The 15,029-nt window shown below is 67.3% G+C and carries 16 protein-coding genes; 12 read left to right on the top strand and 4 right to left on the bottom strand.

Features of this window, described 5'->3' with window-relative positions; translation table 11 throughout:
• Positions 1–19: 19 nt before the first annotated feature.
• The 4 genes from tldD to rpiA form a co-directional block, all read right to left on the bottom strand.
• Complete coding sequence (tldD, locus tag DEF76_RS11520) at positions 20–1,459, bottom strand: metalloprotease TldD (RefSeq protein ID WP_114912452.1); 1,440 nt, start codon at positions 1,457–1,459, stop codon at positions 20–22.
• Positions 1,456–2,505, bottom strand: a complete 1,050-nt coding sequence (locus tag DEF76_RS11515; RefSeq protein ID WP_114912451.1) for a COX15/CtaA family protein — start codon at positions 2,503–2,505, stop codon at positions 1,456–1,458. Before DEF76_RS11515 ends, tldD begins: the two co-directional genes overlap by 4 nt.
• Complete coding sequence (locus DEF76_RS11510; protein WP_114912450.1) at positions 2,502–3,023, bottom strand: gluconokinase; 522 nt, start codon at positions 3,021–3,023, stop codon at positions 2,502–2,504. Before DEF76_RS11510 ends, DEF76_RS11515 begins: the two co-directional genes overlap by 4 nt.
• Before the next feature lie 72 nt (positions 3,024–3,095).
• Positions 3,096–3,782: a ribose-5-phosphate isomerase RpiA gene (gene rpiA, locus DEF76_RS11505; RefSeq protein WP_114912449.1), complete on the bottom strand. Its 687-nt coding sequence runs from the start codon at positions 3,780–3,782 to the stop codon at positions 3,096–3,098.
• A 174-nt stretch (positions 3,783–3,956) separates the two neighbouring features.
• On the opposite strand from rpiA, the gene DEF76_RS11500 reads away from it, so the two are divergent.
• From DEF76_RS11500 to DEF76_RS11455, 12 genes are all read left to right on the top strand, one after another.
• Positions 3,957–6,785 carry a bifunctional transaldolase/phosoglucose isomerase gene (locus DEF76_RS11500; protein ID WP_114912448.1) on the top strand — a complete coding sequence of 943 codons (2,829 nt, stop codon included), beginning with the start codon at positions 3,957–3,959 and terminating at the stop codon, positions 6,783–6,785.
• 10 nt (positions 6,786–6,795) lie between these two features.
• Positions 6,796–7,776 carry a phosphogluconate dehydrogenase (NAD(+)-dependent, decarboxylating) gene (gene gnd / locus DEF76_RS11495; RefSeq protein WP_114912447.1) on the top strand — a complete coding sequence of 327 codons (981 nt, stop codon included), beginning with the start codon at positions 6,796–6,798 and terminating at the stop codon, positions 7,774–7,776.
• Positions 7,777–7,807: 31 nt separating this feature from the next.
• Positions 7,808–7,951 carry a hypothetical protein gene (locus DEF76_RS19365; protein ID WP_162800611.1) on the top strand — a complete coding sequence of 48 codons (144 nt, stop codon included), beginning with the start codon at positions 7,808–7,810 and terminating at the stop codon, positions 7,949–7,951.
• A complete protein-coding gene (gene pgl, locus DEF76_RS11490; protein WP_114912446.1) occupies positions 7,944–8,654 on the top strand; it encodes a 6-phosphogluconolactonase in 711 nt (236 codons plus the stop codon). The genes DEF76_RS19365 and pgl overlap by 8 nt, the downstream gene beginning before the upstream one ends.
• A 52-nt stretch (positions 8,655–8,706) precedes the next feature.
• Entirely contained in the window at positions 8,707–10,188 is a 1,482-nt protein-coding gene (locus DEF76_RS11485) for an ABC transporter substrate-binding protein (protein WP_114912445.1), read from the top strand.
• 1 nt (position 10,189) lies between these two features.
• The gene (locus DEF76_RS19360) at positions 10,190–10,333 is read left to right on the top strand and encodes a hypothetical protein (protein WP_162800610.1); all 144 of its coding nucleotides are present in this window, start codon (positions 10,190–10,192) and stop codon (positions 10,331–10,333) included.
• Positions 10,330–11,283 carry an ABC transporter permease gene (locus DEF76_RS11480; protein WP_114912444.1) on the top strand — a complete coding sequence of 318 codons (954 nt, stop codon included), beginning with the start codon at positions 10,330–10,332 and terminating at the stop codon, positions 11,281–11,283. Before DEF76_RS19360 ends, DEF76_RS11480 begins: the two co-directional genes overlap by 4 nt.
• Positions 11,283–12,101 (top strand): ABC transporter permease, encoded by an 819-nt coding sequence (locus tag DEF76_RS11475; RefSeq protein ID WP_114912443.1) that lies wholly within the window; start codon positions 11,283–11,285, stop codon positions 12,099–12,101. Before DEF76_RS11480 ends, DEF76_RS11475 begins: the two co-directional genes overlap by 1 nt.
• Before the next feature lie 83 nt (positions 12,102–12,184).
• Complete coding sequence (locus tag DEF76_RS11470) at positions 12,185–12,487, top strand: YggT family protein (protein ID WP_114912442.1); 303 nt, start codon at positions 12,185–12,187, stop codon at positions 12,485–12,487.
• 9 nt (positions 12,488–12,496) lie between these two features.
• Positions 12,497–12,826: a DUF167 domain-containing protein gene (locus DEF76_RS11465; RefSeq protein WP_114912441.1), complete on the top strand. Its 330-nt coding sequence runs from the start codon at positions 12,497–12,499 to the stop codon at positions 12,824–12,826.
• Complete coding sequence (locus DEF76_RS11460; protein ID WP_114912440.1) at positions 12,823–13,677, top strand: bifunctional 5,10-methylenetetrahydrofolate dehydrogenase/5,10-methenyltetrahydrofolate cyclohydrolase; 855 nt, start codon at positions 12,823–12,825, stop codon at positions 13,675–13,677. The genes DEF76_RS11465 and DEF76_RS11460 overlap by 4 nt, the downstream gene beginning before the upstream one ends.
• Positions 13,674–14,963, top strand: a complete 1,290-nt coding sequence (locus DEF76_RS11455) for a flavin monoamine oxidase family protein (RefSeq protein ID WP_114912439.1) — start codon at positions 13,674–13,676, stop codon at positions 14,961–14,963. The genes DEF76_RS11460 and DEF76_RS11455 overlap by 4 nt, the downstream gene beginning before the upstream one ends.
• The last annotated feature ends 66 nt before the right edge of the window (positions 14,964–15,029 follow it).

The following is a 15,029-nucleotide window of genomic DNA, read 5'->3' as shown; positions in this document are numbered from 1 at the left end:
ACCCTATTTTTGATAGTTCTTACGCAGCCGTGCCGCCGACGGTCAGCGCCGCGAGCTTCAGCGTCGGCTGGCCGACACCGACCGGAACCCCTTGGCCGTTCTTGCCGCAGGTGCCGATCCCGGGGTCGAGCGCCATGTCATCGCCGATCATCTCGACCTTGGTCAGTGCATCCGGCCCGTTGCCGATCAGCGTCGCCCCTTTCACCGGCGCCGTCACCTTGCCATCCTCGATCAGATAGGCCTCGGAGGCCGAGAACACGAACTTGCCCGAGGTGATATCCACCTGCCCGCCGCCGAAATTAACGGCATACAAGCCACGCTTGACCGAGCGGATCATCTCCTCGGCGCTGCTCTGGCCACCGAGCATGATGGTATTGGTCATACGCGGCATCGGCGCATGCGCATAGGATTGGCGGCGGCCATTCCCGGTCGGGCGCATGCCCATCAGGCGTGCATTCTGGCGGTCTTGCAGGTAGCCGGTGAGGATCCCGTCCTCGATCAGCACCGTCCGCCCGCTCGGCGTGCCCTCATCATCGACGGTGAGGCTGCCGCGGCGATCGGGCAGCGTTCCGTCATCGACCACGGTGACGCCGGGAGCCGCGATGCGTTGGCCGAGCAGGCCCGCGAAGGCCGAGGTTTTCTTGCGGTTGAAATCGCCCTCCAAGCCATGGCCGATTGCCTCATGCAGCAAAATCCCCGGCCAGCCGGCGCCGAGCACGACGGGCATCTCGCCGGCCGGCGCCGGGCGGCTTTCGAGATTGATGAGCGCTTGGCGCAGCGCTTCGTCCACCGCCGCCCGCCAAGTATCCTCGCCGGTGACGCGGCTGTAATCGAAGCGCCCGCCAGTGCCGAAGCTCCCGGTCTCGCGCCGGCCGTTGCTTTCCACGACAACCGCGACATTGAGCCGCACCAGCGGCCGGAGATCGGCGACGCGGCGGCCATCGGCGCGGATGATCTGCACCGCCTGCCACTCCCCCGAAAGCGAGGCCATCACCTGCTTGACCCGCCCATCCTTGCCGCGGGCGTAAGCATCGATCGCGCCGAGGAGCCGCGCCCGCGCCTCGAACGGCATCAGGAGCAGCGGATTGGCCTCGTCATAGAGCCGCGCATTGCTGCCCGCCGGCGGCGCGGCGGCGCGGCCGGCACGGCCGGCGGCCACCGCGTGGACGGTCTCGGCGGCGCGGCGCAGCGCCGCCTCGCTGATCTCGCCGGCATGGGCATAGCCGGTCGCCGCACCCGCGACGGCGCGGAGCCCGAAGCCGAGCGCGGTATCGAAGCCGGCGGTGCGGATATGCCCGTCATCGAGGCTCACCTGCTCGCTTTCGCGATATTCGAGGAATAATTCGCCATCATCGGCGCCGGCGAGGGCTTCGGCGGTAAGGCGCTCGGCGGTTTCGCGGGCGAGGGCTGCCTCGGCGCGCTCGAAAAACAGGCGGTCGGTCGCGGCAAGCGGGGTCATGGCGGATCCTTCCGGGCGGCAGACGAAACATAAACGGCGAAAATCGCTGCCGTGAGCAACGCCACGGCGCCGGCCTGGTGCAGCACGGCGAGCGGCGCCGGGACGACGAGCAGAAGCGTGGTCACACCCAACGCAAATTGCAAGAGAATGATCGCCGCCAGCGCCGCCAAGGCACGCCGCAGCAGGGGCGAGAGCCGCGCCCGCTGCCAGCCCCCGGCGACGAGCGTCAGCAGCGCGGCGAGCAGGGCGGTGGTCGCGAGCAGCCGGTGATCGAACTGCACAGCGGCGATATTCGCGATGAGATTGTACCAAAACGGGGTCAGCGTCGCATAGCCCGCCGGCACCCAACGCCCCTCCATGAGCGGAAATGTGTTGTACTCGAGCCCGGCATGGAGTCCGGCGACGAACCCGCCGGCGAGGATGGTGAGCGCGACGAGAGCGAGCGTCAGACGCGCCCCGGCCCGCACCAGCGCCGCCGGCTGCCCTGGTGGGGCGGGGATCAGTTCGGAAAACGCCGTCCACAAGACGGCGGCATAGAGCACCAAGGCGAGGCCGAGATGGATTACGAGGCGCGCCGGCGCCACCGCCGTACTGTCGGGGAAAAATCCCGAGGCAACCATGAACCAGCCGACCGCGCCCTGCATCCCGCCGAGGACGAAAATCCCGACCAGCCGCCAAATCAGCCGCCGCGGGAGCCACCCCCGCCACCAAAACACCACCAAGGGGAGAAAAAACGCAACGCCGAGCAGCCGCCCCCACAGCCGGTGGACCCATTCCAGCCAGAAAATATGCTGAAATCCGGCGAGATCCATCCCTTCATGCAGCAGATGATATTGTGGGATCTGCTGATAGAGCGCGAACAATCGCCGCCATTCGGCGCCCGAGAGCGGCGGCAGGGCGCCCGAGAGAGGCGCCCATTCCATGATCGAGAGCCCGGAGCCGGAAACCCGCGTCGCCCCGCCCAAAACCACCATCACCCCGATCATCGCCGCGATCACGATCAGCCAGAGGCCAACCGCGCGCCGCGCCGGCGAATCGGCGCTCATGCCCTGACCGCGAGCAGTGCCAAGGCCTCCGCGCGCATCGCCGCCGGCGGTTGGCTGGCATCGACCACCAATGGCGCCTCTGCCGGGTCAGGGGGCTCGAGGGTTGCGAACTGGCTTGCGAGCAGCGTCGGCGGCATGAAATGGCCGCGCCGCGCCGCCAGCCGCGCCGCGACCACCGCCTCGCTGGCTTGCGGGTAAATCAGCGCGACATCCGTGCCGCGCTCGCCCACGGGCCCCAGCAAACGGTCGCGATAGGCGCGCTTGAGCGCCGAACAGGTGACAATCCCGCCGCCGCCCTGCGCCCGTCGCGCCGCGATCCAGGCGGCGATGCGATCCAGCCACGGCGCCCGATCTGCGTCCGAAAGCGCGATCCCGGCCGCCATTTTCGCGACATTCTCCGGCGAATGCAGCGCATCCCCTTCCTGGTACGGCCAGCCGAGAACGGTCGCAAGCCCTTCCCCGAGCGTCGTCTTGCCGACACCGGAAACCCCCATGATCAGAACGACGACGGGACGCATGGAGTCCAGGAATCCATCAAAAAGGGGAAAGAAAACTTCTTTTTCTGAAGAAAAAGAAGCAAAAAGACTTTCTTACTCACCGCGCGCAAGACGCCTGACCCCGGTTTCCTCGGCGAGCAGGACGAGATCGGCGCGGCCGAGGAAGAACCCGGTCTCGACGACGCCGACGAGGCGGCGGAGCGCCTCATCGAGCGGCGCCGGCTCGGAAACCGCGCCGAAGTCGCAATCGAGGATGACATTGCCGCCATCGCTGCGATAGGGCGCGCCATCGGCGGTTAGGCGGAGGCGCGGCTGGCCGCCGAGGGCCGCGATCTTGCGCGACGTCGCCTCCCAGCCGAAGGCAACCACCTCGACCGGAACGATACCCGAGAGCGTCGTGACCAGCTTGCTCGCATCCGCCATGATCACCAGCCGGCGCGCCGCGTCGGCGACGATTTTTTCGCGCAAAAGCGCGCCGCCGAGCCCCTTGATCAGGTCGAGGCGGCCGCTGGTGATCTGATCGGCGCCGTCGATCGCGAGATCGATCACCGCGTCTTGCGCGAAGTCAGTGAGCGGAATGCCGGCCGCTTGCGCCGCCTGCGCGGTGCGCTCAGAGGTCGGGATGCCGCGGACGCGGAGCCCCTCCCTTTTGATCCGCTCGCCGAGCAGGGTGATCATGAAGGCCGCGGTCGAGCCGGTGCCGAGCCCGAGCACCATGCCATCGACGATTTCCGCGACCGCCGCCGCCGCCGCCTGCTGCTTCAAGCACTCGTGATCCATACCCGCTCATCCCCGCCCGCGGCCCGCGGCCGCCGTTCCGACGCCTCATCTGCCCCCATGTTCCAAACGAGGCAAGAGGCGGAGGGGCCACCGCTCTTGAGCGTAGCGGCTCAACGGGTAATCTCCAGGGATAATCTCTCGCTTCCGGCGTGGCGTTTTATGAAAGTATCGAACATGACCAATCCCCTGGCCCAGCTTCCCACCCTCGGCCAATCGGTTTGGCTCGATTTCGTGAGCCGCCCGTTATTGGAGAAGGGAGACTTGCAACGCCTGATCGCCGAAGACGGTATCCGTGGCGTTACCTCCAACCCCTCGATCTTTGAAAAAGCGATCGCCCATTCGACGGATTACGACGCCGATCTCGCCGCTTGCGTGCGCGCCGCCGATCGCGACGTCGACGCCCTGTTCGAGCATCTCGCCATCGCCGATATCCGTATGGCGGCCGACCAGTTGCGCCCGGTCTATGAGCGGACCAAGGGGGTCGACGGCTATGTCAGCCTCGAGGTCTCTCCTTATCTCGCGATGGACACCGAGGGCACGATCGCCGAGGCGCGGCGGCTCTGGCGCGCCGTCGAGCGCCCCAATCTGATGATCAAGGTGCCCGGCACCGAGCCCGGCGTGCCGGCGATCCGGACCCTGATCGGCGACGGGATCAACGTCAATGTCACCCTGCTGTTCTCGGTTGCCGCCTATGAAGCGGTGGCGGAGGCCTATCTCGCCGGGTTGGAGGCCGCCAGTGCCGCCAAGCGCGACATCGCCGGCATCGCTTCCGTCGCCAGCTTCTTCGTCAGCCGGATCGACGCCGCGGTCGAACGCGAGGTCGCCGAGCGGCTAAAGACCGCCTCCGCCACGGAAGCCGAGGCGCTGCGCGCCCTTGACGGCAAGGTCGCGATCGCCAACGCCAAACGCGCCTATCAGCGCTATCAGGCGCTGATCGAGACTCCGCGTTGGCGAAAACTCGCGGCCAAGGGCGCGCGGCCGCAACGCTTGCTCTGGGCCTCGACCGGCACCAAAAGCAAATCCTTGCCCGATACGCTCTATGTCGACGAACTGATCGGGCCGGAGACGGTCAACACCATGCCACCGGCGACGATGGACGCGATGCGCGACCACGGCCACGCCAAGGTGACATTGACGCAGGGCTTGGCCGACGCCGAAGCGGTTCTCTCGTCGCTCGCGCGCCTGCATATCTCGCTCGATGCGATCACCGAGGCGCTGGTCGTCGATGGCGTTCGCCGCTTCGCCGACGATGCCGACAAGCTCTTTGCCGCCGTTGCGCGCCGCCGCGCCGAGGTGCTGGACGGCAAAGCGCCGCGCCAGGTGATCGCGCCGGGGCCGGACGGCGAAACCTTCGCCGCCGAGATGGAGCGCTGGCGCGAAGAAGGCTTGATCCGTCTCCTCTGGCGGCGCGATTCGGCGCTCTGGACGGGCGGCGACGAGGATCACTGGCTCGGCTGGCTTGACGCCATTGCCGCCGGCGAGGCGGCGCTGCCGGCGCTCACCGCGTTCGGCGCCGAGATCGCCAAGGAGGGTTTTACCGACATCGTGCTCCTCGGCATGGGCGGCTCCAGCCTCGGCGCCGAAGTGCTGGCGACGACGCTGGCCCCGGCCGTCAAGGGGCCACGCTTTCACATGCTCGATTCCACCGACCCGGCGCAGATCGCCGCCCTCGAGGCCGCGATCACGCTCAAAACCACGCTTTTCATCGTCGCCAGCAAATCCGGCTCGACGTTGGAGCCCGAGCTGATGCGGCGCTATTTCTTCGCCCGCGCAAACAACGCCACGCAGTTCGTCGCGATCACCGACCCCGGCTCGGCGCTCGAGAAAATCGCCAAGACGGATGGCTACCGCGCGATTTTTCCGGGCGAGAAGACGATCGGTGGGCGCTATTCGGTGCTGTCGCATTTCGGCCTGGTGCCGGCGGCCGCGCTCGGGCTCGATGTCGCGCAGCTCCTTGCCCTTGCCAAGCAAATGTACCATGCCTGCGGCGCGAGCGTGCCGCCGAGCGAAAATCCTGGCGTCGCACTCGGTGTCTTTCTCGGCATCAACGCCCGCGCCGGGCGCGACAAGGTGACGATCATGGCGTCCCCCGGGATCAAGGCGATCGGTGCCTGGCTCGAACAATTGCTCGCCGAATCGACCGGCAAACAGGGCCTCGGGCTGATCCCGATCGCGGGCGAGCCGCCGGTCGCGCCCGAGGCGTATAGCGAGGATCGCGTGTTCGCCTATCTCGAACTGGAAGACCACGCCGACGCAGCACAGGAGGCGCTGGTCGCGGCCCTGGAGAAAGCGGGCCGCCCGGTCGCGCGCCTTCGCGTGCCCTCGCCCCATCATATCGGCCAGGAATTCTTTCGCTGGGAGATTGCGACCGCGGTTGCCGGCAATGTCCTCGGCATCAACCCGTTCGATCAGCCCGATGTCGAGGCGAGCAAGGTCAAGACCAAGGCGCTCACCGAGGCGTTCGAGAAGACCGGCGCCCTTCCCGAAAGCGAACCGCTGCTTCGTGACGGCGAGATCACGGTTTACGCCGATCCCCTGAATGCGCGCGCACTCTCAGGCGCGAAAACCCTCGCCGAGGCGCTCGCCGCGCATTTTGCACGCGCCAAAGCCGGGGATTACGCGGCACTCCTCGCCTATATCGCGCGCAACCCGGCGCATGAGGCGGCGCTCGAAAAACTCCGCACGCATATTCTTGCCGCCAAAAAAATCGCGACCTGCGTCGGCTTCGGCCCGCGCTTTCTGCACTCGACCGGCCAGGTTTACAAAGGCGGGCCGAATTCCGGGATTTTCCTGCAGATCACGGCATCGGACGCGAACGACATCGCGGTCCCCGGCCAGCGCGCGAGCTTTGGCGTCGTCAAAGCGGCGCAGGCCTTGGGGGATCTCGAGGTGCTCGTCGAGCGCAAACGGCGCGTGCTTCGCCTTCATCTCGGGGGCGACCTCGCGCACGCTCTCGCCGCCCTCGAGGCTGCTCTCGCGCGTGCTCTCGCCCTGACATCATGAGGAAAATACCATGAAACTCGGCATCATCGGACTCGGCCGGATGGGCGCGAACATCGCCCGGCGGTTGATGCGCGCGGGCCACCAAACCGTCGTCTTCGACCTCTCGGCCGATGCGATCGCCACCCTCGAAAAGGAGGGCGCCGAGGGTGCCCCCTCGCTCGCGGCACTCGCCGAGAAGCTGGCGCCGCCGCGTATCGCCTGGGTGATGCTGCCCGCAGGCCATATCACCGAGGACACCATCGCCAAAATTGCTGAAATCTTCACAAAAGATGACATCGTCATCGATGGCGGCAATACCTACTTCAAGGACGATATCCGCCGCGCCAGCGAATTGCGAAAGCGCGGCCTGCATTACGTCGATGTCGGCACGTCGGGTGGCGTTTGGGGGCTCGAGCGCGGGTTTTGCATGATGATCGGCGGCGATAAGCCGACCGTCGATCACCTCGACCCGATTTTTCGCGCGCTTGCGCCTGGCGCCGGTGATGCGCCGCGGACCCCGGGGCGGGAGAAATTCGACCACCGCGCCGAGCAGGGCTACCTCCACGCCGGCCCGGCCGGCGCCGGGCATTTCGTCAAAATGGTCCATAACGGCATCGAATACGGCCTGATGCAGGCCTATGCGGAAGGGTTCGACATTCTCCGCCATCGCGTCTCGGAAGCGCTGCCGGAATCCGAGCGTTTCACCCTCAATCTCCCCGATATCGCCGAGGTCTGGCGCCGGGGCAGCGTGATTTCCTCCTGGCTGCTCGATCTCACCGCCGCGGCGCTCGCGGAAAATCCCGATCTATCGCATTTTTCCGGCCACGTCGCCGATTCCGGCGAGGGCCGCTGGACGATCGAAGCGGCGATCGACGAGGCGGTGCCGGCCAACGTGCTCTCTGCGGCACTCTATGCCCGGTTTCGCTCGCGCGAAGAGGAAAGCTTCGCCGACAAGCTGCTGTCCGCCATGCGCTATGGTTTCGGCGGCCATGTCGAGCAACCCACGAAGTGACCGGATCGGAAGGTTAAGGAGGGTAGACTCCTTGTTCTTTTTTGAAAAAAAGAACCAAAAAACGTTTGTCTGTTGGAGATTAGGTGTGCAGGGGAAACGGGAAGAAAGTCTTTTTGCTTCTTTTTCTTCAGAAAAAGAAGATTTTCTTCCTTTTGATCTACTTTTAGATGCATGATTCCCTCCACATCGCCGCCGATCGCGCGGCGCTGGCGACGGCGGTTGCGGACTGGCTCGCCGCGCGCATCGCGCAAGGCGTGGGGCCGATGCGCATTGCCTTGAGCGGCGGCTCGACCCCGCGCGATCTGTTCGAAAAACTCGCGGCGCCGCCGTATCGCGACACGATTCCCTGGGCGCGTGTCGAACTCTTCTGGGGCGATGAGCGCTTCGTGCCAGCGGATCATCCCGAAAGCAATTACGGGATGACGCGGCACGCCCTTCTCGATCACATCGCGATCCCGGCGGCGAACATCCACCCGATTCCAACCGATGGCACGCCGGCGGACGCCGCCGCGCGCTATGAGGCGCTGCTCAAGCGGAGCTACGGCGCCGAGACGCTCGACCCCGCTCGGCCGTTGTTCGACGTCGTTTTTCTCGGCCTCGGCGAAGACGGCCATACCGCCTCCCTCATCCCCGGCCAGGCGGTGCTCGCCGAACGCAGCGCTTGGGTCGCCCCCGTGGCGCAAGGCCGGCCCGAAATCCGCATTACCCTGACCTATCCCGCCCTTGAAAGCTGCCGCGCAGCGGCTTTTCTGGTCGCCGGCCGGGGCAAGGCGGCGATCTGTCGTGCCGTGCGCGAAGGCCGCGCGGACGTGCCGGCGGCGCATCTCCACCCGCTCGGCGAGACGCTCTGGTTCCTCGATCGCGCCGCCGCCTCTTGACCGCGTCGCCAGCGCTCGCGACAGTCTCGCCGCCTTGAACGGGGAGACGACAATGACGTATCGGGCGCGGTGGTGGCTGGCGGTCATCGGGATCATCCTCGCGGGCGCCGGCCCGGCTTGGGCCAAGGATACGCTCACGCTCGGGATGGTGTTGGAGCCGCCGGGCCTCGACCCCACCGCCGGTGCTGCCGCGGCGATCCGCGAAATCGTCTACGCCAATGTTTTCGAGGGGCTGACGCGGATCGATGGCCAAGGCCATACCGTTCCCGGCCTTGCCGCGTCATGGACGATATCGCCCGATGGCAAGACCTACCGCTTCGCGCTTCGCCCGCATGTCACCTTCCATGACGGCACGCCGTTTGATTGTGGCGTCGTGAAATTTTCCCTCGACCGCGCCCGCGCGCCAGACAGCACCAATGCGCAGAAGGAGATTTTCGAGCCGATCGCGGCGATCGATTGTCCGGCGCCGGAAACCGCGGTGATCACCCTCAAGCGCCCGGATGCCGATTTTCTCTATGGTCTCGGCTGGGGGGATGCGGTGATGGTCGCGCCTAATTCCGCCGCTGGCAATCAAACCAACCCGATCGGCACCGGGCCGTTCCGCTTCGTGCGCTGGGTGAAGGGCGACCATGTCGACCTCGCGCGCTTTCCCGGCTATTGGGGCGTCGCGCCAAAGCTTGCCGCCGTCACCTTCAAATTCATCGCCGATCCTGCCGCCGCCGCCGCCGCCCTGCTCGCCGGCGATATCGACGCTTTCGGCAATTTTCCCGCCCCTGAAATCCTGCCGCAACTTCGCGCCGATTCGCGGTTTTCCGTCGTTATCGGGGCGACCGAGGGCAAGACCATCCTCGCCCTCAATGATGCCCGCAAACCGTTCGATGATATTCGCGTCCGCCGCGCGTTGGCCTATGCGATCGACCGCCGCGCGCTGGTGGAAGCGACGATATCGGTCGCGGCGCGGATCATCGGCTCGCATTACACGCCAAACGACCCCGGTTTCATCGATCTCGCCGCGACCTACCCCTATGATCCGGCGCGCGCCAAGGCGCTGCTCGCCGAAGCCGGCATCGCGCCGGGGACGCGCTTTACGCTCGCGCTGCCGCCGCCGCCTTACGCTCGGCGTGGCGGCGAGGTGATCGCGGCGATGCTGCAGGCGGTCGGGCTCACTGTCGAGCTGGTGCCGATGGAATGGGCGACCTGGCTCGATCAGGTGTTCAAGCGTTCCGATTTCGACATGACCATCATCGCCCATACCGAGCCCCGCGATCTCGCGATCTATGCCCGCGATCATTATTATTTCAACTACGCCAACGCCGATTTCCGGGCGCTCTTTCAGCGCTATCGTGAAACCCCCGATCCCGCCGCCGGCATCGATCTTTTGCAGCAGATGCAGCGCAAGCTCGCCGAAGACGAGCCTAATGTCTTCCTGTACGTCCTCCCGAAAATCGGCGTCTGGAACGCTCATCTGCATGGTCTCTGGGTCAATGATCCAATCCCGGCGAATGACGTCACCGGCGTCTATTGGGGAAATTGAGATGAGAGATTTGCTCTTTTTCGTTGGCCAATATCTACGCCACTACCCAGTCCGAGCGCGCTTGCCACGCCGCGTACACCGGGAAGAACGTCTTTTTGCTTCTTTTTCTTCAGAAAAAGAAGAAATTCTTTCTTACCTTCGATGATCCGCTATCTCGGGTCGCGTCTGCTCACGCTCGCGCTCACTTTGTTCGCAGCGGCGGTGTTGGTGTTTCTCGTGCTCGAGGTGCTGCCTGGCGACCCGGCGGCGCTGATCCTTGGCGTCAATGCGCGGCCGGACACGCTGGCGGCGCTGCATCACGCCATGGGCCTCGACCGGCCGGCGATCGTGCGGCTTTTCGCTTGGCTCGGCGCCATGCTGGTCGGGGATTTCGGCGAGAGCTTCACCTATCACGTGCCGGTTGCCGGGCTGATCGTCGATCGCATCGGGGTCAGCCTGCCGCTCGCGTTGCTGGCGATCGCAGTCTCCACGGCGATCGCCATTCCAACAGGGGTTTTTGCCGCCGCCAACCGCGGCCGGGCGGGCGATACGCTCACCATGGCGGCGGCGCAGGTTGGCGTCGCGGTGCCGAATTTTTGGCTCGGGTTGCTCTTGATCCTGCTATTTTCGGTGAAACTCGCGTGGTTCCCCGCCAGTGGCTTTCCGGGCTGGGGCGGCGGGGTATGGCCGGGCGTGCGCGCGCTGATCCTGCCCGCCTTGGCGCTGGCGTTGCCGCAAGGCGCGATTCTTGCGCGCGTCACCCGCGCTTCGATGCTGGAAACCCTGGCGGAGAATTACATGCGGACCGCGCTCGCCAAGGGGCTAAGCCCTGGCCGCGCGCTCTGGCGTCATGCGTTGCCCAACGCGCTGATCCCGGTGGTGACCATCCTCGGCCTGCAATTCTCGTTTCTGCTTGCCGGTACCATCATCATCGAGAACGTTTTCACGCTGCCGGGGCTCGGCCGGCTGGTCTTCCAGGCGATTGCCGGGCGCGATCTCATCGTCGTCCAGGCGCTCGTCGTCTTGCTCGCCGGCAGCGTTATCGTCGTCAATTTCTTCGTCGATATCGCTTATGTGCTGATCGATCCGCGCCTTCGCGCCCAAGGCGGGCATTGATGCGAAGGCATGTCGCGCTCATCATCGGTGGCGGGCTCAGCAGTTTGATGCTGGCGATGTCGCTGCTCGCTTTGGTCTGGACGCCCTATCCGCCAACTGCGATCGATATCGCGCACCGGCTCGCGCCCCCTTCCGCCGCCCATTGGCTCGGCACCGACCCTCTCGGGCGCGACGTGTTTTCGATGCTGATCGCCGGTGGGCATCATTCGCTCGCGATCGCTTTGATCGCGGTCGCGGCTGGCATTGCGGCCGGCGTGCCGCTCGGTCTCATCGCCGGGCGGCGCGGCGGGATCGTCGATGATCTGGTGATGCGTGGCGCCGATCTCCTGTTTGCGTTTCCCGCCCTGCTCACCGCCGTCATCATCACCGCGCTCGCCGGGCCCGGGGCGATGGCCGCAGCGCTCGCGATTGGGATTTTCAATGTCCCGGTTTTCGCCCGCTTGGCCCGCGGGGCGACGCGGGCGCTCGGGGCGCGGGATTTCGTGCGCGCCGCGGCGATGCTTGGGCGAAACGAGCTTGCGATCAGCCGGTCGCATATCCTGCCCAATATCGCCGCCCTTCTCATCGTGCAGGCGAGCATCCAGTTCGCGCTCGCCATCCTCGCCGAGGCAGGGCTCGCCTATGTCGGGCTTGGGACACAGCCGCCGGCGCCGAGCTGGGGGCGGATGCTGAACGACGCGCAGACCTATATTTTCACGGCGCCGCGGCTTGCGATTTTTCCCGGGCTTGCGATCATGGCGGCGGTGTTGGGGCTCAATCTGCTCGGCGACGGGCTCCGCGACTGGCTCGATCCGCGGCTTCGCACGCTCCGGGATTGAAGCCGGCGCACTTCCTGGCTAGAGGTGGGGGAGATCCTTCACCCTCCTTCCGCGCGCCGTCCCGCGCGCTTGATCGGGTTCGCATGAACGCACTCTTCTGGCTGCTCAATGAGCTGATCACGCTCTATTTCTGGGCCGTCATCCTGGCCGCGGTGATGAGCAATCTGATCGCCTTCAACGTGCTCGACACCCGCAACCGGCTGGTCTGGACGATCGCCGATTTCCTCAACCGCATCACCGAGCCGGCGCTGCGGCCGATCCGCTCGATCCTGCCCTATTTCGGCGGCATCGACATCAGCCCGATCATCCTCGTCGTGCTGTTGCAGGCGCTGCGCATCCTGCTCGGCGAAATCCAGATCAGCCTCTGGCGCGCCGGGTTGTTCTGACATGCCGCGATGGCGGTCTGGCAGGCGGCGGGAGATGGTGTCGTGCTGGCGGTGACGGTGAAGCCCGGGCAGCGCCGGGCGGGGGTTCTCGGGGTGGTGACGGATGCGCGGGGCCGCGCCCGGCTCGCTCTCGCGGTCACCGCGCCGGCGCGGGAAGGTTGCGCGAACGAGGCCGTCCGCGCGCTGCTCGCCGAAATGCTGGATGTGCCACGCGGTAGGGTCGCGGTCATCGCCGGGGAGAGCGCGCGCGAGAAGCGGCTCCACATCACCGGCGATCCGGCCGGGCTCAGCGCCCGCCTCGCCGCCCTGGAAGCCGAGGCCGGGGAGATCAAACGATGACCGCGCGAATCCTCGACGGTAAAGCGCTCGCCGAGCGGATGCGCGCCGACATCGCCGCGAAAATCGCGACGCTCCCCTATCGCCCCGGTCTTGCGGTGGTGATCGTCGGCGATAACCCGGCGAGCGCCGTCTATGTCCGCAACAAGGAGCGCGCGGCCCGGGAGTCGGGCATAGCGGCGCGCACCATCGCGCTGCCCGCGACCACCGCCGAGTCGGCGCTGCTCGCCCTGATCGCCGAGCTCAACGCCGATCCCGCGACCGACGGCATCCTGGTGCAATTGCCGCTTCCCGCCCATATCCACGCCCAGCGCGTGATCGAGGCGATCGACCCGGCCAAGGACGTGGACGGATTCCACCCGATCAACGCCGGTTATCTCGTGCTTGGTCTCCCCGCCCTCGTGCCATGCACGCCGCGCGGGGTGATGCGGCTGCTCGCCGAGGCCGGAACCCGCCTCGCCGGCGCGCGGGCGGCGGTGCTCGGGCGCTCGGCGATCGTCGGCCGGCCGGTCGCAGCCCTTCTGACGGCGGCGGACGCGACGGTGACGCTGCTTCATTCGCGCACCCGCGACATCGCTGCCGAATGCCGCCGCGCCGAGATCGTCATCGCCGCCGTCGGCCGCGCCGAAATGGTGCGTGGCGACTGGATCGCCCCGGGCGCGGTGGTGATCGATGTCGGCATCAATCGCGGCGCGGACGGCAAACTGCGCGGCGACGTCGCCTTCGCCGAGTGCGCGGCAAAGGCGAGCGCGATCACCAAGGTGCCGGGTGGGGTCGGGCCGATGACCATCGCCTACCTTCTCGAAAACACGCTGGAAGCGGCGGCGCGGCGCCGCGTGGCGGCGATGGGGTGAGCGAGATCGATGTCGCGATCGTCGGCGCCGGTGTCGCCGGGCTCGCGGCGGCTGCCTGGCTCGCCCGGCGTGGCGCTCGCCTCGTCCTCCTCGAAGCCTTGCCGCGCGCGGGCGGCCGCGCCTTCACCGACCATCCCGCCGCCCTCGGTGGCGCCCCCTTCGATCACGGCGCCTCCTGGCTCCATAACGCCGAGCGCAACCCGCTCGCGCGCCTCGGCCAGCGGCGCGGCGAGACGCTGATCGATACCGCCCGCACCCGCCGGCGCATTGCCATCATCGGCGGGCGGCGGGCGAGCGAGGCCGAACTCGCTGCCCGCGACGCCGCCGACGAGGCGCTCGAGGCCGCTCTGATCGCTCGCGCGGACGCGCCCGGACCCGACCCGAGCTTCGCCGCAGCACTCGACGCCCTGCCGCCCAACCCCTGGCACGCCAATATCGAGGCGATCGAGGCCACCCTGATCGCCGCCGCCGACCCCGCCCGGCTCAGCCTCGCCGATTGGCGGGCGAACCGGTTGGAGGGCACCAACCTCTTGCCGCCAGAGGGGCTCGGCGCCTATGTCCTCCGCCTGCTCGCCCCGCCGCCGGAGACGCTCTCGCTCGCAACCCCGGTCTCGCGCCTCGATTGGGGTGGGCGCGCTGTCGTGCTCGCGACGCCGCGCGGGACGGTCCGCGCCAAGGCCGCCATCGTCACCGTCTCCACCGGCGTCCTCGCCGCCGGCGGGATCAGCTTCACGCCCGCTTTGCCGGAGACCATCGAAGCCGCCATCGCTACCCTGCCGATGGGACTTCTGAGCAAGGTCGCGCTGCGGGCAGCGGGGGAGGATCGGCTCGACCTGCCGCCGGGATGCTTTGTTGAGCGCCGGCTCGACGCCCGTGGCGAGCCCTTCATGGCCTTCAATGCCTGGCCACGCGGGCGCGATCATGTGATCGGCTTCGTCGGCGGGGAGACCGCCTGGGCGCTCGCCGGCGCCGGCAGCCAAGCCGCCGAAGATTTCGCCCGCGCCGAACTCACCCGCCTGTTCGGCGCCCGCGCCGCCCGCGCCTTCGCCCCCGGCGCCGTTGTCACCGATTGGGGCAGCGATCCCCGCTTCCTCGGCGCCTACGCCTACCCGCTGCCGGGCGCGGCAGCGGCGCGGCTTACGCTCGCGACGCCGCTCGCCGAAGGTCGCCTCACCTTCGCCGGCGAAGCCTGCCATCCGACCCTCGCCGGCACCGTCGCCGGCGCCCTCATCACCGCCCGCATGGCCGCGCGCACGGCGTGGCATGTCTGCGCTTCCTCGCCCTGACCGGCTGGCGCTCCGACGAAGCCCTGGCGCTGCCCGGCTGGTCCCCCTGAGCCGAGGCTTGGCCCG

The sequence above is a fragment of the Acidibrevibacterium fodinaquatile genome (assembly GCF_003352165.1).
GTDB lineage: Bacteria > Pseudomonadota > Alphaproteobacteria > Acetobacterales > Acetobacteraceae > Acidibrevibacterium > Acidibrevibacterium fodinaquatile.
This window is presented reverse-complemented; position numbering and strand designations above follow the sequence as displayed.